Here is a 21,654-nt window from a genome sequence, read left to right as displayed (position 1 = left end):
GAGGAAGACTATGAGATATTATATCAAAGAATTATTAAATCACAGTTATGAAATAGCAGCTATGGATGGTTATGATGCCTATGTCAGCATATATAATCATGAAGATATCCATTTAACTTCTCAACAAAAAGAAGTTGTGTCATGCTCAGCTATTGATAACCAGTATTATTATGGTATTGGTCAAGAAGAATGTCATGACTACTATCAAATAGCTCAATATTTAGATATGGATCCATTACGATTTTTACAATTCTATCCTTCATCAAGTGATTATGGAAATTATAAAAGTTTTTCTCAATTTCAAGAAATTCATCATTGTATGGATTTTAGAAAAATTATAGAAGATGAAATCAAAGAGTTTGTCTTAAAAGATCAGTTGAATCCAGATTCATTATTGTATACTCTATTAAAAGCAAAAGGCTATGTTTATCAGTCATCTCATGAAAGCATACCTCAAGAATTGCTTCATACGCCTATTGAAAAGTTAGATTTAAGTGTACGTAGTTATAATTGCTTAAAAAGAGCAAATATTCATACTTTACGTGATTTAAGACAAGTCATGAAAAATGATGGACTCTATAAAATAAGAAATATGGCTCATAAGCTTGTTAAAGAAATTATTGATGCATATTGTCAGTTTCTGAATCAGAATTTTTCGTATCATTTAGAGTTGCATTTCATGCAAAAAAAGAGTCCTATCACATTTGTCTATGATAAACAAGGTTTTGGATTAAAAAGTATTGTATCTAGCATTTTTCTTGATTTTTTTCCAGACATGAATGAAAGCTTATTCAACAATCACGATGCCCTGTTTACATCAAAAATTACAAATATTCTTTTATGGATGGGTTACAGCACTATTAAAGATGTTGAACCTCATTTACCAGAATTCGATAATTATTTCTATAAACTTTCGCTCACATCAAAACCTAATGATCTACAAAAAAGATATGATGACTATCTTCATGCTCATATTATATATCATGAAATTCCATATTCTTTTTATCAAAAACTTATCCATCAAAAGGCTTCACAAAAAGATATACAAAATGCCTTGCAACAATATAATGCATATATTGATAGTGTTGTTGAACAAATTAATCGTAAAATATATTATGTTGAAAATGACAAGACAAAAGAGTTCTATGATGATGATGAAAACGATACTTTTGATATATATGATATGGGTTTCTATGAGTGTATTCAATACGATGATTTAAAAAAGATTATAGATTCATTAGAAGATATTTGTGTTGTCAAAAAGGTAATGAAAAAGATAAGATTATCTCATTCTTATCATATTCTTAAGAATCTTGATGAATATAAAGCACAAGTAGATATGATTGTTAAAAATCATTCTCAAATAGAAGCAAATAAACTTATAGAACAATTATTAGAAGAACCATTTTTATTAAAACATCAATACAAAGAATTACTTCAGTATATTCAAGAACAAGTGAAATAATGAATTTTATACTTGATGATTATGTAATAATTCTCGAGCAGCTTTGGGTTGATAATGTATATAAGGCATCATACAACCTACATTAATAGCGATACAATGATAATGGTATGTTTGATTCAATGTTTGAATAAATGATTGATAGATGGTTTCTTCCAGACTATTATGGACATGACCATACAAATGAATATTGATGGGAATATCATTGTTGAGATGGTGCTGGTGATTCCAGAACATGATAGGATAATGCTGTAAAATAAAGGAATACTTTAAACCATCAATGATTTCATGAACTTCTTTATAGGGTGTGATTTCAACAAATAATGAACGATATGCTTCATTTTTAAGTCGATCATGATTGCCAATAATGAGATGCTTTTTTCCTTTTAAAGAGGAAACAAACGCTATAGATTGTTCATTTTCTTTCCAGCAAAAATCACCTAAAATATAAACATCATCATTATCTGTAATATATTCATTCCATTGTTGTTGTATAAAATTCATCATTTCATCCATTGTTTCAAATGGACGCTGATCAAAGTTCTTTCCTTCTTTGCACACGTTTTTATGTAAAATATGTAAATCAGAAATATAGTAGTTCATATGATACATCTCCTTTGTTATAATGATGTAGAGGTGAGATTATGAAAACCACAAATATCAGTCGTTATATTGCTTTGCTTTTACGTCATCACCCAGAAAAAGCAGGACTTTGTTTGGATGAACATGGATGGGTAGAAGTAGAAGCATTGATTCAAGGCGTCAGACGACGTTATCCAGAATTTAATCGAGCAGTTCTAGATGAAATTGTTGCCCGTGACAGTAAACAAAGATATGCTTATAATCAGGATAAGACATGTATTCGTGCCAATCAAGGTCACTCTATCCCAGTTGATGTGGAATTAAAACAGGCTTTACCACCAACAATTCTCTATCACGGAACGGGTGAAAAATATGTAGAATCAATACAAAAAGTAGGATTGATCCCTAAATCAAGACTCTATGTTCATTTATCGACAGATATTCAAACAGCTATTCAAGTAGGAAAAAGGCATGGCCAGCCTGTTGTCTATCAAATTGATACTCAACAGATGATTCATGATGGCTTTATTTTCTATATTTCAGCAAATCATATCTGGCTAACTAAAGCTGTTCCAGTACAATATTTAAAAATCATTGAAACGAATCCAGTATAAAGATTCGTTTTTTTATAAAAATTGCTCTTTTAGAAAGTTTTGAAATCTTTCTATCTGTGATTGACCACCCACAATTTGAATAGCACCTCCAAATCCAATAATCCATGAATAAAAAGTATTATTAATAAAATGTTTAACCTGAATGCGATAGTGATTTTCATCAACATAACGTGGTTTGATACCTTTACCAAATTTATCAATCATATTCGCATAAACTGAAGGATGAAATTCTAATTCAATACTTTCTAGTTGTCCTTGACCATACATATAAGTTGTATTTTTAACTTTTTCATGAAAGGCCTCTAATTCCATTTGAGAAAATATAACTTGTGAATCTTCAATGATTTTGACGTCTTGAATATAATCAAGTCGATAAAGAATACAATCCATTGCATTTTTAGCACCTTGACAGAGAAGATAATACTCATTATTAGAAAAGAGTGTGTCAATTGGAGCTAAAGTTGTTTGTTTACTACAATGAGCTGCTAAGGTTGGTTTTTGATAAGTGAATTGTATTTTTTTATGGCTTTGAATTGCTTTGGTGATGACTTCTAATTCTTGGTAAAATGACTGTGAATTTTCATTTTTAGTTATATGAGGATTTAAATTTTTATGAAAATAACTTTGATAATGAAAGCTAAACATATCTTGAATACGTTTTTGATAATTTTTCTTTGTCTGTAAAGTAAAAAAATCAGAACTATAAACAAGATCAACGATGGCTTTAGCTTCCATCATATCTAAATGACGATCAGCAAAATAAAAATACAGATTTCTTCCTTTTTTATACATTTGGATGACATCATCCTCATAATATTCATTATAAAATTCAATATATTTTTTAATAGCACGATAATCAATTTGAAAATTCCTTTTTTGTTGATAAAACTTTTCTTTAATTTGATTCACTGTTAAAGGGTGATTTTCATCACTATTTTTCATAATAATATCAATAATCGCAATAAACTTAAGATATTGGTCTTTATCTTTGTTTCGTCTTTGCATTTTTCTCATCCCCTTAAAAATAGCATAACATAGATAATAAAAAATACAAACATATATAAGTCTGTATTTCAAAATAATCAATGTTATGCTTAAAGTAAGGAGGGACAATTTATGGAAATACTTATAACAATGACAGGCTTACAACATTATATTGAACCAGAAGAACTCAATCCCCATCAGGAAGTCATTTTAAAGAAAGAACCAGAAAATAAATATGATCAAGAAGCTATAGCTATTTATCTAAATGATACAATAAAGATAGGTTATGTAGCCAATTCTGTTCATACACAGGCTAAAGGAACTTATTCAGCAGGACGCTTATATGATAAGATACCAGAAATGACCAAAGCGAAGATTCTTGTAATCATGCTTCAATGTGCCATTGGTGTTGTATCGATTGAAAAATAATTGATGATATGATGGAAACTTTTAACAAAAGAGTTTAAAATAAAAATATACAACACAAAAAGGAGAGAAAGCTTATGGGAAAATTAGATGGAAAAGTGGCTATCATTACAGGGGCAGCTGCTGGTTTAGGTGAAGGAATTGCTGAAGCTTATGTGAAATATGGTGCCAAAATCTGTATGATTGATTTATCAAAAGATGTTGAACAGGTAGCCCAAAAATTGCGTGATCAATATCATGGTGATATCATCACATATGTGGGTAATGTTGCTGATAAGGGACAAATGAAAGATGCTGTAAAAAAAACAGTGGATACATTTGGTGAAGTTAATATTGCCTGCTGTAATGCAGGGGTTTGTCGCTTAGCGCCATTTGAACAAATGAGTGATGAAATCAGAGATTTTCATATTGATGTTAATATCAAAGGAGTCTGGAATACTTGTCAGGCAGTCATTCCTTATATGTTAAAACAAGGCAAAGGAAGTATTGTTATAGCGTCTTCGGTCACAGGAGATCTTGTCGCAGATGCCGGAGAAGCAGCCTATGCGATGACAAAAGCGGCTTTGGTTGGACTGACAAAATGTTTAGCTGTTGAATATGCCAGTCGCCATATTCGTGTCAACTGTTCACAACTTGGTTATGCCAGAACACCAATGGTAGAAAAGATGGCAGTAGAATCTAATCCGGATAATCCAGAAAGTGCAATCCAGGATATCGCTAAAGGTGTACCAATGGGACGATTAGCAAAACCTATTGAAGTTGGTGAATTATTTGCCTTTTTAGGTAGTGATGAGTCAAGTTATATTACTGGTTCACAATTTGTCATTGATGGTGGAAGTACTTTGCCAGAAACAATGAGTATAGGAACAAATGATTAGAGAGAACAGCGTTTCCCTTTTTTTGTAGAGTGATGTCAAGAATTGTGTTACAATATATATCAATATAAAGGGGATATGAATGATGCGTGGAATGGGTACAATTGTGAATGTATTGGCCATTATCATTGGTGGAAGTTTAGGACTTTTTTGTAAAAATTTATTAAAAGATCGTTATCAGGAAACAATAATGAAAGCTACAGGTATAGCGACAATGTTTTTAGCACTCTCAGGAACTTTATCAAAAATGTTTGTGATTCAACAAGTTGGGATTCAGACAACCGGTTCAATGAACGTGATTTTATCATTGGTGATAGGTGCATTAATAGGAGAAATGATTGATATTGATCATCTCTTTGAAAAGTTTGGAAACTGGTTAAAGCTGAAAACAAAGAGTCAAGGTGATCATCAGTTTGTCAATGCTTTTGTCACAGCGTCATTGACTGTCTGTATTGGGGCTATGGCTATTATGGGAGCAATTCAAGATGGGATTTATGCGAATCCTTCAATTTTGTTTGCTAAAGCTGTTTTGGATTTTGTAATTATTCTAGTGATGTCTTCATCAATGGGAAAAGGTTGCTCTTTTGCTTTTATTCCTGTTGCTTTTTTACAAGGGACATTAACAGCGTTATCAGTTGGTTTAGCACCGTTTATGACAACATCACTTTTGAATCATTTAGATATGGTGGGAAATATTTTGATTTTTTGTGTAGGCATCAACTTGATATGGCCTCGTACAATCAGAGTTGCGAATCTGTTACCAGCTTTAGTTGTTGCTGTAGTACTTTCATTTTTATGATAGACATTAAAAAAGGAGATGATATTTTTGACAAAGATTGATTTAATTACAGGTTTTTTAGGTTCGGGAAAAACCACCTTTATTAAACATTATGCTTCTTATTTAGTAGCACAGGGTTATAAGGTTGGTATTCTTGAAAATGATTTTGGTGCAGTCAATGTAGATATGATGCTTTTACAAGATGCATTAGGACATCAATGTGATTTAGAAATGATTACCGGTGGGGGAGATCAACAAACACATCAAAGACGTTTTAAGACAAAGCTCATATCAATGGGGATGTTGAAATATGATTATTTATTAGTTGAACCTTCTGGAATTTATGAAGTTGATGAATTCTTTGATGTTCTTCATGAAGAACCTTTAGAAAACTGGTATGAAATAGGTCATGTTTATACTATCGTTAATGCCAAATTGGAACAGAATCTATCAAAATCTTCACGTTATTTATTGGCTAGTCAGATGGCTCATGCCAGTTGTATTTTGTTAAGCCATTATGATGAAGCCTTACAAGAAGAAATACAACAAACAAAACAATTATTACAAAAATCTCTCCAGGAGATTCAATGTTCAAGAATTCTTCAGGATTATGATTTTTATACGCATTGGAATCATTGGAATGATGAAGACTTTCAATGGATGATGTCAAAACAGATAATCTTTTATGATTATGTGAAATACGATATGGATTATCAAAAGGCATATACATCTCTTTATTTTATGAATACTCATTTGAATCAGGAAAGTTTAAAGAGAACTGTCCAATATCTTTTCAATGATACAAGATGTGGAGATGTTTTTCGTATCAAGGGCTTTATTTGTGAAAATGATCAGTGGTTTGAAATGAATGCGACCAGACAATCTATGTCTTTAACACCTATTTCTATAGGACAGGATGTTATGATTGTGATTGGTGAGCATTTAAATAAAGAAGAAATTCAATCCTATTTTCATAAAAAAACATCATGATGATGTCCTCTTACGAATAGAAATTTCACCGGAACTGAGGTTTTTAATCCCTTGTTCACTTTGAATTTTTAAAGAAGCATCATCATTGATGTCTAAAACATAAGCTGGATAGGCTTTATTGTTTTCATAGACTGTAATGTCTTGATGTAAGATATAAGAATGTTGGCGATAGAAATCTAACCACGATAAAGTTGACAACATGAGATAATCCTGATAAAAGATATTGAAAAAATCAATCAATAACTGTTCTCTGGAAGCTTTTATAGAGCAGAAATCTTCAATACAGGCAGCTATATTTTGAAGATAATCAGGCATAGAATAAGAATGAACATTGATACCAATTCCGACAATCATCTGCTCAATTTGTGCTGTGTTCATCTCTAAACTGGCTTCACATAAAATACCAGCAATCTTGAAATCATGAATCATAATGTCATTAACCCATTTGATTTGAGGATGTACAGGATAATTCTTTTCGATAGCTTTAACGAGTGATACAGCCAGACATGCAGTGATTTTTAAGGAATCATAGATAGTTAAATCTGGTTTTAAAACAAAAGATACATAAATACCCTTTTGTTGAGGAGAATAAAAGCTTTTTCCATTTCTGCCTTTTCCTTTTGTTTGTGATTGCGCAATCACAATATCTCCCTGTTGATGAGAAGTTCTTTTTAAATAATCATTCGTTGAATCCATTTCATCAAAATATTTGATATTTTGAAAAAAATCAGGAATTGCTGATTTGATATTTTCAATAAGAATGATATCATTATCCTCCGTTAGACAATATCCTTTTTTTGTAGATGATATAATATGGTATCCTTTCTCTTTTAATTTTTTAATGCAAGATGATATTGTCATGCGAGAAACACTTAAACTTTCACTTATTTTTTGTCCAGAAATATATTCATTCTGGTTGTTCTTTAAAATTTTTAATATTTCTTTTTCCATATGTCTATTATAATCATCTTTATAGTAAAGATAAAGGGATAATTCTATACTTTTAAGCAAAAAGAGTATACAATAAAAAAGAGGAGGTTTGTTTATGCCGACGGTAGAAGATGTTTTAGATGATTTGACCTTTCAAGCAAGTGAAATCATTGCACGTCAAGATCAAAGTCACTTGGTGATAGATTTATACAATATCATTTGTCAAAAATGTGAAAATGGGGATTTAATAAATGAACTCAATGGTATTGAAAGAGTCTTCTATTTATGTCAAACTTTTGTCTTGAGAATGTGTGATGGAGGTATTGAATCTTATTATAGTGAAGCAGCTGGTAATTTTGCTAATGAAACAGTAGAAGCATTATTGGAAATGAAAGCAAAACGTACAGCATTGATTTTAGATCGAGGGAATGGCCTTTTTCAAGAAGGAATTGTACCAGAAGATCAACAACAAAGAGTTGAAGAATTAAAGAGTCTGGATTATAGTGAAGTTTCATGGTTATTTGATTTGTTGGATCATGAATTTCAAGAATTAAAAGAAGATTTAGAAGCCTTGAGTTTACAATATGTTCTTTGTCATAAAGAAGCGTTTATGTAAGAAAAGAGATTGTGTTTTGATAATGTTATGATTATAATGAAAATGAGGTGAATACAAAATGGATTATTTTGATAAAATCAAAGAAAGATTATCTTCTAAATTGAAAGATCAGACACTCACAAAAGAATCATCATTTAAAGATTTAGGTATTGATTCATTAGATCTTGTTGATCTTGTTTTTGAATTAGAAGAAGAACTGGGTGTGGAATTTCAAGATGATGAATTATTAAAAATTACGACAGTTCAAGATTTATTAGATTTAATTGATACTAAAAAATAGGGGAGAAAACCCTATTTTTTCATAGGAGGAAGATTATGATTTATCAGGTTGATCATCATAAAGTACAAGTGAATATTCAAGATATTCAAGAAAATCATCGTTATATTGGAATGATGAGTTTAGATGAATTAAAATCTTGTTATCAACAATTAGGTATTGAACAGACTTCTATTGAACGATTAGAAGATCCATCTTTGTTTCATCAAAATATGATTATTCCTGCCTATCATTATTACTATGGTTTAATACATTTAATTAATGCTCGTGACATTTTTGTAAAAAAGGATACCCTAGCCTTATTTATCTTTAAACATTTATTTTTAGTTGTCGTCATTGATGATGAAGATCAGCATATTCGTGAAGTCTTTCAATCATCAACAGATGATGTCTTACAAAGAGATGTTTCTATTACACGTCTTGTTTATTATTTTTTAAGTGATTTACTGGCAGCAGATTATCGCTATTTAGAAGAACTTCAAAATGAAATAGAAGAACTAGAATCACACGAAGAAGATGCTATGAGTTTTACCAATCAATTACGACAGTTGAATAAAGAACTTTTGCTTTTACAAAATTATTATGAAAACCTGATGACTATAGGAGAAGACTTAGAAATGAACCATCATCATATTTTTGAAGATGACGATTCACGTTATTTTGAAATTTTTACACGTCGCATTGAACGTTTATCTAAAAATGTAGAAATGTTAAGAGAAATCTTGAATCAGGCTCAAACAGCACATCAATCAAGAGAAGATTATAAATTGAATAAAACAATGCAGTTTTTTACAGTTGTCACAACTATTTTATGCCATTGACTTTGATTGCTGGATGGTATGGTATGAATTTTGAAAATATGCCAGAATTAAAAAGTGTTTATGGTTATCCAGCTATCATTGTTTTGAGTGGCATCATTGTGGTGGGATTGATTATTTTATTTAAGAAAAAGAAGTTTTTATAAACAATCTAAAAAGGTTTGATAAAATAATTCAAGGGCTTTTTTTAAATCCTGATGATCAATTCTAGCCAGACTTAAACGGATAGAATTTTGAAAATGTGAAGGATTATAAAAACATCTTTCGTTTCTGGCAATCTCTATATGATTTTTTCTTAGTTTTTGTTGGAGAACATCTAAGTTAATAGAAACAAGAAATTGAATTGTGAAATAATAACCTGAATAACTTGAAATCACTTTTAAAAGTTGAGAATCCCAGCTTTGAGTGATTTTTTTGATGACTTGATAATCTTTTTTGAGATGATTTTGAAGTTGTTGTGTCTGTTTGTCATAGAGGGAGCTTTTAATATAAGATTCTAATGTTGCCTGAGAAATAAGGGATGGCAACTGATAAGAATAATAGTAAGATTGATGAGTCATTTGGTCAAATGTTTCTTGAAAATCCTGATGAACGATTGCGACACCAATACGGATATAAGGAATGGTTTTTGAAAAACTAGTTAAATAAATACAGTTTTTGCCTTCCATATAATAAAATAAAGGCAGATAATGAGAAGTTGAACTGCAATGACCAAAATAATCATCTTCTATAATATAGACATTATATTTTAATGCGAGAGCTGCGATTTTTTGACGTAATTTGGTAGGATAGGTTGTTCCCAGTGGATTATGGTTACGTGCAATAGTGTAAAAGAATTTAATATCATAATGTTCAAAAAGAAATTGTAACTGTTGTAAATCAATGCCATTTTCATCACGAGAAATTGTTAAAACAGGTAAGGATAAAGATTGAAGAAAGCGTACATAATAACTATAAGTGGGTTCTTCGATTAAAATATATGAATGATGATTGGGAAAAGTCATAGAAGATAAAAAAGAAAGTGTCTGAGTAATGCCTTGAATCAGATAAATAGAGCTTTCTTTTGTATAAATACCCATTTGAAAAAAATAATCTGCTAGTGTTTGACGTAATGATTGAACTCCCTGTAAAGAAAGATTTAAAGACGATTCACGATATTCGTCGATTGCTAAAGATAGGCAATGTTTCGCATCTTCCAGTGAAGTTGCATGAATAGGTGGATTACCTGTTTCTAAGGAATAATGATGGGTAGAAGGCGATGGTAAAACAGGGCTACCTAAAACATAATAGCCACTTTGTGCTTTAGCATAAATCAAATGCTGATGCACTAACAACTGATAGGCTTTGATGACTGTTTCTTTACTGCAATGATATTGTTTAGATAGCATTTGAATCGAAGGAAGTTTTTCTCCACGTTTATATTTATGATTGATAATATCCTGTTCTAATAATTGAGCTAAGTATTCATATTTTGTCATATTAATCACCATTTTTATTATACCACATAAATAATTGTACCGGTATAGTTAATGATATGATGGATTGCATTTTTATATAACTATTTTATAATGAAGACGTCAAAAAGAAAGAGGTGTCAAATGATGAATAAAGATGGTGTAAAAATTGTAACAATTGGAGGAGGAAGCAGTTATACTCCAGAACTTGTAGAAGGGTTTATCAAAAGATATGCTCACTTACCAGTAAAAGAATTATGGTTGGTAGATATTGAAGCTGGACGTGAAAAGCTAGAAACGGTTGGTGCGCTGGCAAAGCGTATGGTCAAAAAAGCGGGAGTACCAATGGAGATTATTTTAAGTTATGATCGTCGTGAAGCTTTGAAAGATGCTGATTTTGTCACAACACAAATGCGTATTGGACGTTTACCAGCACGTGTTTTAGATGAAAGAATTCCATTAAGTCATGGCATGATTGGACAAGAAACCAATGGAGCAGGAGGAATGTTTAAGGCTTTTCGTACTATTCCCGTTATTTTAGATATTGTCAAAGATATTGAAGAATTATGTCCCGATGCATGGCTGATTAACTTTACTAATCCAGCAGGAATGGTCACAGAAGCTATTTTACGTTATACAAACTTTAAAAAAGCCATTGGACTTTGTAATGTTCCAGTGAATATGGTCGCTGGTTTTGCGAAGATGTTAAATGTGGATGAAAGTCAAGTGACAATGCAAATTCAAGGTGTTAATCATTTTATTTTTGCGACAGATGTTTTTGTTGATGGTGTTTCTCGTTTTGATGAATTATTAAATCAATATGCACATTTAAAACTAGAAGATACTATTCAAATGAAAAACTTTGTATCATTACCATATTCTCCATCCTTTATCAAAGGATTAAACGCTATTCCATGTCCATATCATAATTACTATTTCTTTACAAAAGAACAATTAGAAGAAGAATTAGAACAGTTCAAAACAGGAACAGTGCGTGGTGAAGTTGTCAGCAAGACTGAAGAAGAATTATTTGAATTATATAGTCATGAAGAACTTCAAGAAAAACCAGAACAGCTGGCAATGCGTGGTGGAGCAAAATATTCAGATGCTGCATGTAATTTAATTGCTTCTATTTATACAAATAAAGGTGATATTCAATACGTAGATGTACGCAATAATGGAGCCATTGCAGATTTACCAATGGATAGTGCTGTTGAAGTGGCTTGTCGTATCACTGCCAATGGTCCTCAACCAATCGCGACGGGAGCTTTAAAATTACCAATCAGTGGATATGTACAAATGATGAAAACATTTGAACGTTTAGTTATTGAAGCAGCGATTAAAGGGGATCGTGATTTAGCAGTCACTGCTTTAAATATGAATCCATTATGTCCAAGTGACGAAATCGCTAATACTGTTATTGATGAATTATTAGAAGCACATAAAGATTATTTACCACAATTTTTTAACAAGTAGGAGTTGATTTTTCAACTCTTTTTTTTTATATAAACTTTTTTCATTTTAGTATTGAAATCTTTAAAAAGGTATGTTATTATAGTTAGGCAACTGAAGGAGACATACTCAAGAGGCTGAAGAGGCGCCCCTGCTAAGGGTGTAGGTCGGGAAACTGGCGCGAGGGTTCAAATCCCTCTGTCTCCGCCATTGAAAAACTCTTGGCAGTGTATATATATTGGTCTGGTAGTTCAGTTGGTTAGAATGCCGCCCTGTCACGGCGGAGGTCGCGGGTTCGAGCCCCGTCCAGACCGCCAATATAAAAGTAAGGTTATCCATATGGATAACTTTTTTTGTCTTATAAAATAAAAAAAGTGGAAAACCACTTTTTAAAGATGAACTTGCTGATAAGCATACATAATCGCAATAACAGTTTTCGCATCAACAATTTCTCCATTTAAAACTTTTTGATAAGCTTCATCAATATCTAATTTCACAATATCAATAAATTCATCTTCATCACCCTCTAAAGCATCATCAACTTCTTCAAAATCAATCGCTTCATAAAGATATAACCATTCACTTGTATAACCGGGAGATGGTAAGACTTTCATAATAAACTTCATCCCACGTGCACGATTGTTTGTTTCTTCCTCTAATTCACGAAAAGCACAATCTTTGGGATTTTCATTTGCTTCTAGTTTACCAGCAGGAATTTCTAATGTTTCTATACGATTAGGATAACGAAACTGTTTTACAAGAAGAATCTGATGATTTTTGATAGCTAAAATGCAGACACCACCATGATGATAAACAACTTCTCGATAAGCATGTTCACCATTTTCTAATTCAACTTCTTCACGTGTTACCTGCATAATTTTCCCATCATAAATCACTGTTCTTTGAATTTCTTTTTCCATGATTTTCACCTCATGCCAATTATAACATAAAAAGAAAGTATGCGGGGGAGCATACTTTCTTTTATCTCTATTATTTTACACGTTAGGGTAATAATAGGGGGTATGTTTAAGTGAGAACCACTTAACATAGATAATTATAACAGAGATTTAAAAGTTGTAAAGGCTTTCAATTAAAAATGTATATTTTTTTCTATCAAACTTTGTTAAAATGAAAGAGGTGATGACATGAAAACTTTAAGAATAGATGAAAATTATGAAAATCAAAGAATTGATAAGTATTTAAAAAAATTACTTTCTCAAGCACCACCTCAAATGATTTATAAGATGTTAAGAAAAAAAGATGTGAAAGTGAATGGTGTCAGAGTAAAAGAAAACTATATTTTAAAAAAAGGAGATCTGGTTGAATTATTTTTGTATGAAGATCGTTTTTTAGAATTAACACAACCACAAAGTATTTTTGATTTACCCATCACTTTTGATGTTTTATATGAAGATGATAATGTTTTGATTGTTAATAAACCAGCCGGATTATTAGTTCATGAAGATATCCATGAAGATGTCAATACATTATCCAATCAAGTTTTAACATATTTATATCAAAAGGGAGAATATGACCCAAACCAAACTTTAGGTTTTACACCGGGTCCTGTTCATCGTTTGGATCGTAATACAAGTGGAATTGTCATTTTTGGAAAAACAATGAGAGCTTTACAGGATTTAAATGAAATGATGAAAAAACGTCATTGTATTGATAAAACCTATTTAACGATCTGTAAAGGCTATATGCCTAGTGGTGAGTTAATTGGATATATGAAAAAAGATAGTGATCGCTCTTTGGCGAGAATGGTATCACCTTCGACTGAAGGCGCATTAAAAATGCATACCATTGTTGAAAATATTCAATCAAATCAAAAATATTCATTATTAAAAGTGAAAATTATTACAGGAAGAACGCACCAGATACGTTTACATTTATCCAGTGCTGGACATCCTATCATTGGTGATAGTAAATATGGAGATTTTGAATTGAATCGTTATTTGAAAAAAACTTATCATTTTCAAAATCAGTTTTTGCATGCTTATTCTATTTGTTTTATTAAACCAATAGGTTCTTTAAAATATTTACAGGATCAGGTGATTACTTGTCCTTTACCACATCATTTAGAAGTTTTGAAAAATAAATTGTTTCATGAAAAGAAGCTATGAAAACGGTTTGTTTTATTGTATAATAAATATAAATGAAGGAAGGAGAACTAGAATGAAATATTATATTGGGATTGATTTAGGTGGAACAAATGTACGTACTCTTTTGGTTGACGAAAATGGACAGTCATACAGTGAAGTCAAAGATGCGACTGAAAGAGAAAATGGACCTGACTATGTTTGTTCAAAAATTATCAGACAAATTGAAAGTTTAGATTGTTCAGTTTGTGGTGGTATTCAAAATGTTCAAGGAATTGGAATTGGTGTTCCGGGACCAGTTGATACAGAACATGGTGTCATGATTATGGCAACAAACTTACCGGGATTTGAAAACTATCCTATCTGTGAAAAACTTTCAACTCGTTTTAATTTGCCTGTATTTATTGATAATGATGCCAATGTTGCTGGATTGGCAGAAGCTTTACTAGGAGCTGGAAAAGGAAAACCAACTTGTTATTATGTGACTATTTCTACAGGAATTGGTGGCGCATTTGTTGTAAATGGTCAACTTGTATCTGGAGGACGTGGTCATGCTGGTGAAGTAGGAAATATCATTGTTAAAAATAATGGATATAAATTTGGTGGTTTAAATCCGGGTGCAGTTGAAGGTGAAGCAAGTGGAACGGCGATTACACGTAAAGGGAAAGAAATTTTAGGTGAAGAACGTGTACATCATGCTGGAGATGTTTTTAGATTGGCTGATGAAGGAGATATGAAAGCCAAAGGTATTGTTGATGAATGTATTAGTGAACTGGCAACAATGTTAGCTGATATTGCGCATACTGTTGATCCACATTGCTTTGTATTAGGTGGCGGTGTCATGAAATCTAAAAAATATTTCTATGATCAATTGGTTGAGCAGTTTAATGCAAAAATCCATGTTGGTATGAGAGGACATATTCCTATTTTAGAAAGAGAATTAGAAGACTGTGGTGCTATCGGTGCTGCGATGCTTCCAATGTCTAAATTGAAATAATAATGAAAATCGATAAAGTTGTTTTACATCTTTATCGGTTTTTCTTTATAATTTGTAAAGAAAATGATAGAATAACCAAGAAGGAGGCGTCTATGAAACAAAGAGTTGTATTAGGTTTAAGTGGTGGTGTGGATAGTGCAGTTGCTGCTTATGTTTTAAAACAGCAAGGGTATGAAGTCATTGGTGTTTTTATGCGAAACTGGGATTCATCTTTAAATAATGATATTTTAGGAAATCCAACGAATAATGATGATATCTGCCCACAGGAAAAAGATTATAATGATGCCAAGAAAGTTGCAGAGCATCTAGGTATTGAGTTAAGACGTGTAGATTTTATTAAAGAATATTGGGATCATGTTTTTACTTATTTTTTAGAAGAATATGCCAAAGGAAGAACACCGAATCCAGATATTTTATGTAATAAACATATTAAATTTAAGGCATTTTTAGATTATGCCAGATCTATTGAGGCAGATTATATTGCGACAGGTCATTATGCACGTGTAGAACATCATGAAGGTGCAGATTCTGTTATGTTAAGAGGGGTTGATTCTAATAAAGATCAGACATACTTTTTATGTCAGTTAAATCAATCTCAACTACAATCTTCACTCTTTCCTATTGGTCATATGACAAAACCAGAAGTTAGAAAATTGGCAGAAGATTTAAAGCTTCCGGTTGCTCATAAAAAAGATAGTACAGGAATCTGTTTTATTGGAGAAAGAGATTTTAGAGAATTCTTGAAAAATTATATTCCTGCAAAAGCAGGAAAAATGGTGGATATTGAAACGAATCAGGTTGTTGGTCAACATCAGGGAATTATGTACTATACGATTGGGCAACGTAAAGGTTTAGGCATTGGCGGAGCTGGAGATGCGTGGTTTGTTGTTGGGAAGAAATATGATGAAAATATTTTATATGTGTGTCAAGGTGATCAAAATCAGTGGTTAATGAGTGAAGGTGCTTTGATTACGGATGTCAATTGGATCAGCAGCCAAAAACCACAAGGTGATTATGATTGTACAGCAAAATTTAGATATCGTCAAAAAGATAATGATGTGTCTGTCCGTTTTATTGATGAAAATACGCTTTTCGTTACTTTTAAGCAACCTGTTAAAGCCGTTACTCCAGGACAAGCAGCAGTTTTTTATGATGGTGATGTTTGCTTGGGTGGTGGCACAATTGAAAAGGTGTATAAAGATGATAAGGAGATTACATACTTATAATGTTGACATATACGGGAATTATAAAACGTATTAAATTTTATAGTGAAGATACTAAGTTTATTGTCTGTCTGATTGATAGTGAACAGGAAGATAAACCGATTTTAGCGACAGGTTATATGAGTTATGTCAATCTTCATGATAAATATCATTTTCAGGGAGAATATATTATTCATCCTAAATATGGTAAACAATTTCAAATTCAATCTTATGAGATTGTTTTAGCGAATGAAGAAAGTGAAATCATTCGCTATTTATCTAGTCCTTTATTTAAAGGTATTGGTGAAAAACAGGCAACAGCTATTGTAGAAGTTTTAGGAAAAGATGCATTAACCAAAATCAAAGAAGATAAACATGTTTTAGATCATGTTCGTGGTATGAATGAAACCAAGCGTGAAACCATAGCTAGTGTTTTGTCTTCACAGGATTTTGATCAGGAAGTTTTGATGTTTTTTATGGGACATGGCATTTCTACACGTCATCTGGCTTTAATTCAAGCTGTTTATCAAGAAAAAACATTGGATATTTTACAAAATAATCCTTATCAGCTTATTGATGATATTGATGGAATAGGATTTAAGACAGCGGACGATTTAGCTTTAAAGATAGGTGTTGATCAATATGATCATCATCGTATACAGGCAGCCATTGTCTATGCTTTAAAAGAAGCCTGTTTTCAAGATGGAAGTACTTATCATAACTATGAAACAATTGTCAAAAGATTTCATAGATATATACCTCAAATAGATGATGAGAGCTTTGAAGCAGCATTTACTGATGTTTTAGAACAAAACAAGATTATTCAAGAAGAAGATCGTTATTATCCTTATGAGTTATATCAAAGTGAAATCAACATATCACAAATCTTTAAAAGATGGCTACATACACCTCTTTATGATATTGATTCAAAAGACATAGACAAGATTTTAGAAGATTTAGAAAAAGAACTTTTTATTGAATATGATGATTTTCAAAAAGAAGCGATTAAACTTTTTATGGAACATTCAGCCATGATTATTACAGGAGGACCGGGAACAGGAAAAACAACAATTGTCAATGCGATGATTAAGATTTATCAACGTTTAAATCCTGATCAGCGATTAGCCATTGTTGCCCCAACTGGGAGAGCTGCAAAACGTTTAAGTGAAGTCACTGGTGTTGAGGCATGTACAATTCATCGTTTATTAAAATGGGATTTACATACCAATACTTTTGCGGTTAATGAAAAAAATCCTTTGGATGTTGATTTACTCATTATTGATGAGTTTTCAATGGTTGATTCGTTGTTATTTTCCCATCTTTTATTAGCGTGTCAAAAAGTTAGTCAGATTTTATTAATTGGTGATGATCAGCAATTACCATCTGTTGCACCAGGACATGTTTTAAAAGATTTAATAGAAAGTGAATGTATTCCTACCATTGCTTTGCATTACATCTATCGTCAATCTAAAGAAAGTGGTATTGTCCAACTGGCACATAGTATTCGTAATGATCAGTATGATGAAAACTTGTTTTTTCAATATTCAGATATACATTTTCAAACATGTACACCTTATGATGTTGTGAAGTATGTACGTGTTCTTGTATCCAAAGCATTAGAAGATGGCTATGATGGACAAGATATCCAAGTTTTAGCACCGATGTATAATGGAGTTGCTGGTATTGATGCTTTAAATGATTGTTTACAGGAATTGTTGAATCCATCGGATGGATTTAAAAATGAATTGCGTGTGGGCAAAAGAGTATTTAGAGAAGGAGATAAAATCTTACAGTTAAAAAATCGTGTTGAAGATAATGTTTTTAATGGTGATATAGGAACTTTAGTAGAGATTTGTTATAAGGATAATTTTGAATATTTAACAGATAAGATGATTGTAGATTTTGATGGAACGATTGTAGAATATACACCACAGGAGTTTTATACTTTAACTCATGCTTACTGTATGAGTGTTCATAAATCACAAGGGAATGAGTTTAAAATTGTGATTATGCCTGTGCTTAAAGACTATTATATTATGTTGAAGAAAAATCTAATTTATACTGGACTCACACGAGCAAAACAATCTTTATGGTTTTTGGGAAGTCATCAGGCTTTTGTTTATGGTATTACACATAAACAGGATGAAAGAAGAAAAACAACATTAATTGAAAGAATGAAAAAAACTCCAGAGATTTCTTTGTATGATTTTGAATAATGAGGACATACTAAGAATGTACTTTTAAAGGAGTGAATAATCATGTCAAAATTAGCTGTTGCTTTTTTCTCGGCAGGAATTGTTGCTGCGGCAATGATTATGATGAGTGATATGCCATGTGCAGATAGCATTGAACATAGTGTTCATAAAGCCAAAAAAGCGATTAAAGAACAACTTTAAGAAGTACAAAAGGACTGATGAACAGTCCTTTTCTTCTCGAGGAGGTTTTATGAAAAAAGAAAATATAGCAAAATCTCTTATTTTATTGAGTCTATGTGCGATTTTATTATACTATGTGTATACATTGTTTCGTATTGGAGCACTTATCAGCTATCTTTTACGATTGATATTTCCATTGTTAATAGCTTTGTTTTTTCATTTCTTAATTGATCCCATTATTGATTATTTTACAAATGATCGTTTATCAAGAAAAATCGTTGTTACACATCTTTATTTATCATTTTCATTATTATTTATTCTAAGTTGTTATTTTCTTATTCCTTATTTATTAGATCAATGTCTTTTATTTTATCATCGCATTTGTGATAGTCAAATCATGGTCAATCCCATTTTTTCAACATTTATTCGTTTTTTAGAAGACTATCAGATTATTGATTATTTTATTGATATTTTTAATGGTTGGACACAGACCGTTATATATTGGGCAGGTAATATATTAATTGCTTTAGGTATTTCTTTTTATTTATCTTATGATAATTTACATCTCATTGAAAAAGCGATTATCTACTTACCTTTTGAAAAACAAGGTATCTGTATGCAAACACTAAAAAAACTCAAATTAACAACTTATCAATTTATGAAATCTATGATTCTAGATTTTATCTTTTTCTTTATCATGTGTTTGATACCTTTTTTCTTTATCAATCAAAATTATGCAATCTGGATTGCTTTATTTTTAGCTTTGACAAATCTGATTCCTTATGTTGGACCTTATATTGGTGGTATTCCTGTGATTATTTATGAGTTTTTTATTGATCAACATTTAGGTTATGCTTCTTTTGTTGTGGTTATGGTTTTACAATATCTGGAATCTTCCTATTTACAGCCTTATCTTTTTTCTAGAGGCATTCAAATACACCCCATCTATCTTATTATAGCATTAACCTTCTTTGGTGATTTATTTGGTATTGTAGGTATGATCTTTTCACCATTATTATTATCCTATGTGATTTTTCTTGTAGAATTATTAAAGAATTTACATATTAGAGAAGATATTCAAAGAATAATACATCATGAAAATGAATAAGAATTTCTCAAATTTTCTTTTTATTATCATATATGATAATAAAGGGGTGTGAATTCATGACAGCAACACATTATTTGGGTTTATTAGGAGGACTGGCTTTATTTCTTTTGGGAATGAATATGTTGTCACAAGGATTGACATCAGGACTGGGAGAAAGACTGGAAATCATTCTTTTAAAATTAACCAATCATCGCATGAAAGCGATAGGAGTGGGTATACTTTTAACAGCTTTGATCCAAAGTTCTTCAGCTATGAGTGTGATATTGATTGGTTTTTTAAATGCTCATATTATGACTTTAAAAAGAGCAATATGGATTATGATGGGAGCCAACATTGGAACGACTATTACTGGACAGATGATAGCCTTAGATATCGGTGCTTTTGCGCCTGCATTATCATTTATAGGAGTTTTGTTTTATTTGATTAGTCAAGGTATCAAACAGCTTATAGGCCAAGTCATGATGGCTTTAGGTCTTTTGTTTATGGGATTAGAAATGATGTCACAATCCATGCTGCCATTACAACATTCCTCATGGATTATTGGTTTTTTTATACAACTTCAAAATCCTTTATTATGTGTTGGTATGGGTATGTTATTTACGGCACTCATTCAAAGTTCATCAGCATCCGTAGGCATTTTACAAATTTTAGCGATGCAACAGCTTGTTTCATTTCAACAGTCAGTTTATCTTTTATTAGGTTTTGACTTAGGAACCTGTATCACAGGTTTTTTAGCTTCTTTATCTGGTTGTCGTAATGGTAAACGTCTGGCTCTTTTTCATTTCCTTTTTAATCTTGTAGGAGCTATGAGCTTTCTTGTTTTATGTCAATGCCTACCTTTGATTGATATGATTAAAAATATATCACCCTTATCCCCAAACCATCAAATTGCCAATATGCATACTTTCTATAATATACTCACCACATTCATTGTTTTATTGTGTGAACCTTATTTAATGAAAGTCATTCAATGGATATATCCAAGTCACTATAAAAATCATGGAAAGTAGGAATCAATGATGCGTAAAGTTATTTTATATATTGCAATGAGTTTAGATGGATATATGGCTGATCAAGATGGTCGTATTGACTGGTTACATGGTGACAATACTTCATATCCACCAACTGAAAGTTACTATCATCTTTTAAAACATGTTGATTGTGTCATTATGAGTGAAAAAACTTTTCAAATGATGCAAAAGAAACTAGAGCAACAGATTCATCAGGGATTGAAAATTTATGTTTTATCATCAATAACACAATTATCTTTTGATAATATTGTCTTTACTTTGGAAGATATCTGCACTTTAGTTAAAAGACTAAAACAAGAAGCTGGAAAGGATATCTGGATTTGTGGAGGTCAACAATTTATTACTCCATTAATCCAAGCTAATATGATAGATGAGTATCATATTTCTATGATTCCTGCTTTAATTGGTAAAGGAGCACGTCTATTTGAAGACTTTGATCATGAAAAAAGATTATCTTTAATCAAGACATATGTTTATAATGGGATTGTTGATATTGAATATGAGAAGAAGTATTGATTTTTTATGATAAATTGGATATAATATCAAAGTCAAATCGTTGAAGAAGAAAAGTATTTATAAGT

24 protein-coding genes, 2 tRNA genes and 1 other annotated feature (1 of these 27 running past the window's edge) are annotated in these 21,654 nt (G+C 31.3%); of the genes, 21 read left to right on the top strand and 5 right to left on the bottom strand.

Features of this window, described 5'->3' with window-relative positions; all coding sequences use genetic code 11:
* Window positions 1-10 precede the first annotated feature (10 nt).
* Window positions 11-1,465, top strand: coding sequence for a DNA-directed RNA polymerase subunit alpha C-terminal domain-containing protein (locus KEC48_RS06430; RefSeq protein ID WP_211964962.1), 1,455 nt, complete (start codon window positions 11-13; stop codon window positions 1,463-1,465).
* Between the two features lie 6 nt (window positions 1,466-1,471).
* Here the strand turns inward: KEC48_RS06430 and KEC48_RS06425 are convergent, their stop codons facing one another.
* Window positions 1,472-2,065: a metallophosphoesterase family protein gene (locus KEC48_RS06425; protein WP_211964961.1), complete on the bottom strand. Its 594-nt coding sequence runs from the start codon at window positions 2,063-2,065 to the stop codon at window positions 1,472-1,474.
* 41 nt (window positions 2,066-2,106) lie between these two features.
* Here KEC48_RS06425 and KEC48_RS06420 point away from each other — a divergent pair, with 41 nt between their 5' ends.
* Window positions 2,107-2,658 carry an RNA 2'-phosphotransferase gene (locus KEC48_RS06420; RefSeq protein WP_211964960.1) on the top strand — a complete coding sequence of 184 codons (552 nt, stop codon included), beginning with the start codon at window positions 2,107-2,109 and terminating at the stop codon, window positions 2,656-2,658.
* Window positions 2,659-2,670: 12 nt separating this feature from the next.
* Here KEC48_RS06420 and KEC48_RS06415 read toward each other — a convergent pair whose 3' ends face one another.
* On the bottom strand, window positions 2,671-3,663 hold the full coding sequence (locus KEC48_RS06415) for a WYL domain-containing protein (protein ID WP_211964959.1): 993 nt from the start codon (window positions 3,661-3,663) through the stop codon (window positions 2,671-2,673).
* A 111-nt stretch (window positions 3,664-3,774) separates the two neighbouring features.
* On the opposite strand from KEC48_RS06415, the gene KEC48_RS06410 reads away from it, so the two are divergent.
* From KEC48_RS06410 to KEC48_RS06395, 4 genes are all read left to right on the top strand, one after another.
* A complete protein-coding gene (locus KEC48_RS06410; RefSeq protein WP_211964958.1) occupies window positions 3,775-4,071 on the top strand; it encodes an HIRAN domain-containing protein in 297 nt (98 codons plus the stop codon).
* Between the two features lie 74 nt (window positions 4,072-4,145).
* On the top strand, window positions 4,146-4,946 hold the full coding sequence (gene ucpA / locus KEC48_RS06405) for an SDR family oxidoreductase UcpA (protein WP_211964957.1): 801 nt from the start codon (window positions 4,146-4,148) through the stop codon (window positions 4,944-4,946).
* Window positions 4,947-5,025: 79 nt separating this feature from the next.
* On the top strand, window positions 5,026-5,742 hold the full coding sequence (locus KEC48_RS06400; protein ID WP_249191413.1) for a DUF554 domain-containing protein: 717 nt from the start codon (window positions 5,026-5,028) through the stop codon (window positions 5,740-5,742).
* Window positions 5,743-5,769: 27 nt separating this feature from the next.
* Window positions 5,770-6,711 (top strand): GTP-binding protein, encoded by a 942-nt coding sequence (locus KEC48_RS06395; RefSeq protein WP_211964956.1) that lies wholly within the window; start codon window positions 5,770-5,772, stop codon window positions 6,709-6,711.
* Here KEC48_RS06395 and KEC48_RS06390 read toward each other — a convergent pair.
* Window positions 6,706-7,662 carry a biotin--[acetyl-CoA-carboxylase] ligase gene (locus KEC48_RS06390; protein WP_205089737.1) on the bottom strand — a complete coding sequence of 319 codons (957 nt, stop codon included), beginning with the start codon at window positions 7,660-7,662 and terminating at the stop codon, window positions 6,706-6,708. The genes KEC48_RS06395 and KEC48_RS06390 overlap by 6 nt on opposite strands.
* Before the next feature lie 94 nt (window positions 7,663-7,756).
* Between KEC48_RS06390 and KEC48_RS06385 the strand changes: the two genes are divergently transcribed.
* From KEC48_RS06385 to KEC48_RS06370, 4 genes are read left to right on the top strand one after another with little or no spacing between them, the layout of a single operon-like run.
* Entirely contained in the window at window positions 7,757-8,257 is a 501-nt protein-coding gene (locus KEC48_RS06385; RefSeq protein WP_087357691.1) for a DUF4375 domain-containing protein, read from the top strand.
* Between the two features lie 58 nt (window positions 8,258-8,315).
* Entirely contained in the window at window positions 8,316-8,537 is a 222-nt protein-coding gene (locus KEC48_RS06380) for an acyl carrier protein (RefSeq protein WP_087357692.1), read from the top strand.
* Between the two features lie 35 nt (window positions 8,538-8,572).
* Window positions 8,573-9,355, top strand: a complete 783-nt coding sequence (locus tag KEC48_RS06375; protein WP_211964954.1) for a CorA family divalent cation transporter — start codon at window positions 8,573-8,575, stop codon at window positions 9,353-9,355.
* Complete coding sequence (locus tag KEC48_RS06370; protein WP_211964952.1) at window positions 9,346-9,498, top strand: CorA family divalent cation transporter; 153 nt, start codon at window positions 9,346-9,348, stop codon at window positions 9,496-9,498. The genes KEC48_RS06375 and KEC48_RS06370 overlap by 10 nt, the downstream gene beginning before the upstream one ends.
* Here KEC48_RS06370 and KEC48_RS06365 read toward each other — a convergent pair.
* Window positions 9,493-10,830 carry a PLP-dependent aminotransferase family protein gene (locus KEC48_RS06365; protein ID WP_211964950.1) on the bottom strand — a complete coding sequence of 446 codons (1,338 nt, stop codon included), beginning with the start codon at window positions 10,828-10,830 and terminating at the stop codon, window positions 9,493-9,495. The two genes, KEC48_RS06370 and KEC48_RS06365, sit on opposite strands and share 6 nt — an antisense overlap.
* A 123-nt stretch (window positions 10,831-10,953) precedes the next feature.
* On the opposite strand from KEC48_RS06365, the gene KEC48_RS06360 reads away from it, so the two are divergent.
* The 3 genes from KEC48_RS06360 to KEC48_RS06350 all read left to right on the top strand — a co-directional run bounded on the left by KEC48_RS06360 (window position 10,954) and on the right by KEC48_RS06350 (window position 12,575).
* On the top strand, window positions 10,954-12,282 hold the full coding sequence (locus KEC48_RS06360; RefSeq protein WP_211965409.1) for a 6-phospho-beta-glucosidase: 1,329 nt from the start codon (window positions 10,954-10,956) through the stop codon (window positions 12,280-12,282).
* A gap of 95 nt (window positions 12,283-12,377) precedes the next feature.
* Window positions 12,378-12,468, top strand: a tRNA-Ser gene (locus KEC48_RS06355).
* Window positions 12,469-12,498: 30 nt separating this feature from the next.
* Window positions 12,499-12,575: transfer RNA gene (locus KEC48_RS06350), tRNA-Asp, on the top strand.
* Between the two features lie 72 nt (window positions 12,576-12,647).
* Here the strand turns inward: KEC48_RS06350 and KEC48_RS06345 are convergent.
* Window positions 12,648-13,178: an NUDIX hydrolase gene (locus tag KEC48_RS06345; RefSeq protein ID WP_211964948.1), complete on the bottom strand. Its 531-nt coding sequence runs from the start codon at window positions 13,176-13,178 to the stop codon at window positions 12,648-12,650.
* A 225-nt stretch (window positions 13,179-13,403) separates the two neighbouring features.
* Here KEC48_RS06345 and KEC48_RS06340 point away from each other — a divergent pair, with 225 nt between their 5' ends.
* From KEC48_RS06340 to KEC48_RS06305, 8 genes are all read left to right on the top strand, one after another.
* Window positions 13,404-14,384 (top strand): RluA family pseudouridine synthase, encoded by a 981-nt coding sequence (locus KEC48_RS06340; protein WP_087357696.1) that lies wholly within the window; start codon window positions 13,404-13,406, stop codon window positions 14,382-14,384.
* 52 nt (window positions 14,385-14,436) lie between these two features.
* Window positions 14,437-15,357, top strand: a complete 921-nt coding sequence (locus KEC48_RS06335) for an ROK family protein (RefSeq protein ID WP_205089742.1) — start codon at window positions 14,437-14,439, stop codon at window positions 15,355-15,357.
* Between the two features lie 92 nt (window positions 15,358-15,449).
* Window positions 15,450-16,583: a tRNA 2-thiouridine(34) synthase MnmA gene (gene mnmA, locus KEC48_RS06330; protein WP_087357698.1), complete on the top strand. Its 1,134-nt coding sequence runs from the start codon at window positions 15,450-15,452 to the stop codon at window positions 16,581-16,583.
* Window positions 16,583-18,775 carry an ATP-dependent RecD-like DNA helicase gene (locus tag KEC48_RS06325; RefSeq protein ID WP_211964946.1) on the top strand — a complete coding sequence of 731 codons (2,193 nt, stop codon included), beginning with the start codon at window positions 16,583-16,585 and terminating at the stop codon, window positions 18,773-18,775. The genes mnmA and KEC48_RS06325 overlap by 1 nt, the downstream gene beginning before the upstream one ends.
* Window positions 18,776-18,817: 42 nt before the next feature.
* The gene (locus KEC48_RS06320; protein ID WP_162607639.1) at window positions 18,818-18,955 is read left to right on the top strand and encodes a hypothetical protein; all 138 of its coding nucleotides are present in this window, start codon (window positions 18,818-18,820) and stop codon (window positions 18,953-18,955) included.
* Between the two features lie 49 nt (window positions 18,956-19,004).
* Window positions 19,005-20,042 carry an AI-2E family transporter gene (locus KEC48_RS06315; protein ID WP_211964944.1) on the top strand — a complete coding sequence of 346 codons (1,038 nt, stop codon included), beginning with the start codon at window positions 19,005-19,007 and terminating at the stop codon, window positions 20,040-20,042.
* 56 nt (window positions 20,043-20,098) lie between these two features.
* A complete protein-coding gene (locus KEC48_RS06310) occupies window positions 20,099-21,052 on the top strand; it encodes a Na/Pi symporter (RefSeq protein WP_211964941.1) in 954 nt (317 codons plus the stop codon).
* Between the two features lie 6 nt (window positions 21,053-21,058).
* Window positions 21,059-21,589 (top strand): dihydrofolate reductase family protein, encoded by a 531-nt coding sequence (locus tag KEC48_RS06305; RefSeq protein WP_211964939.1) that lies wholly within the window; start codon window positions 21,059-21,061, stop codon window positions 21,587-21,589.
* Between the two features lie 31 nt (window positions 21,590-21,620).
* Window positions 21,621-21,654 (top strand) — a binding site (T-box leader) (it continues 166 nt past the right edge of the window).

The sequence above is a fragment of the Clostridium sp. C1 genome (assembly GCF_018223625.1).
Lineage (GTDB): Bacteria > Bacillota_I > Bacilli_A > Erysipelotrichales > Coprobacillaceae > Allocoprobacillus.
Note: the sequence above shows the minus strand (reverse complement) of the source record. Positions and strands in the feature narration are given on the sequence as shown.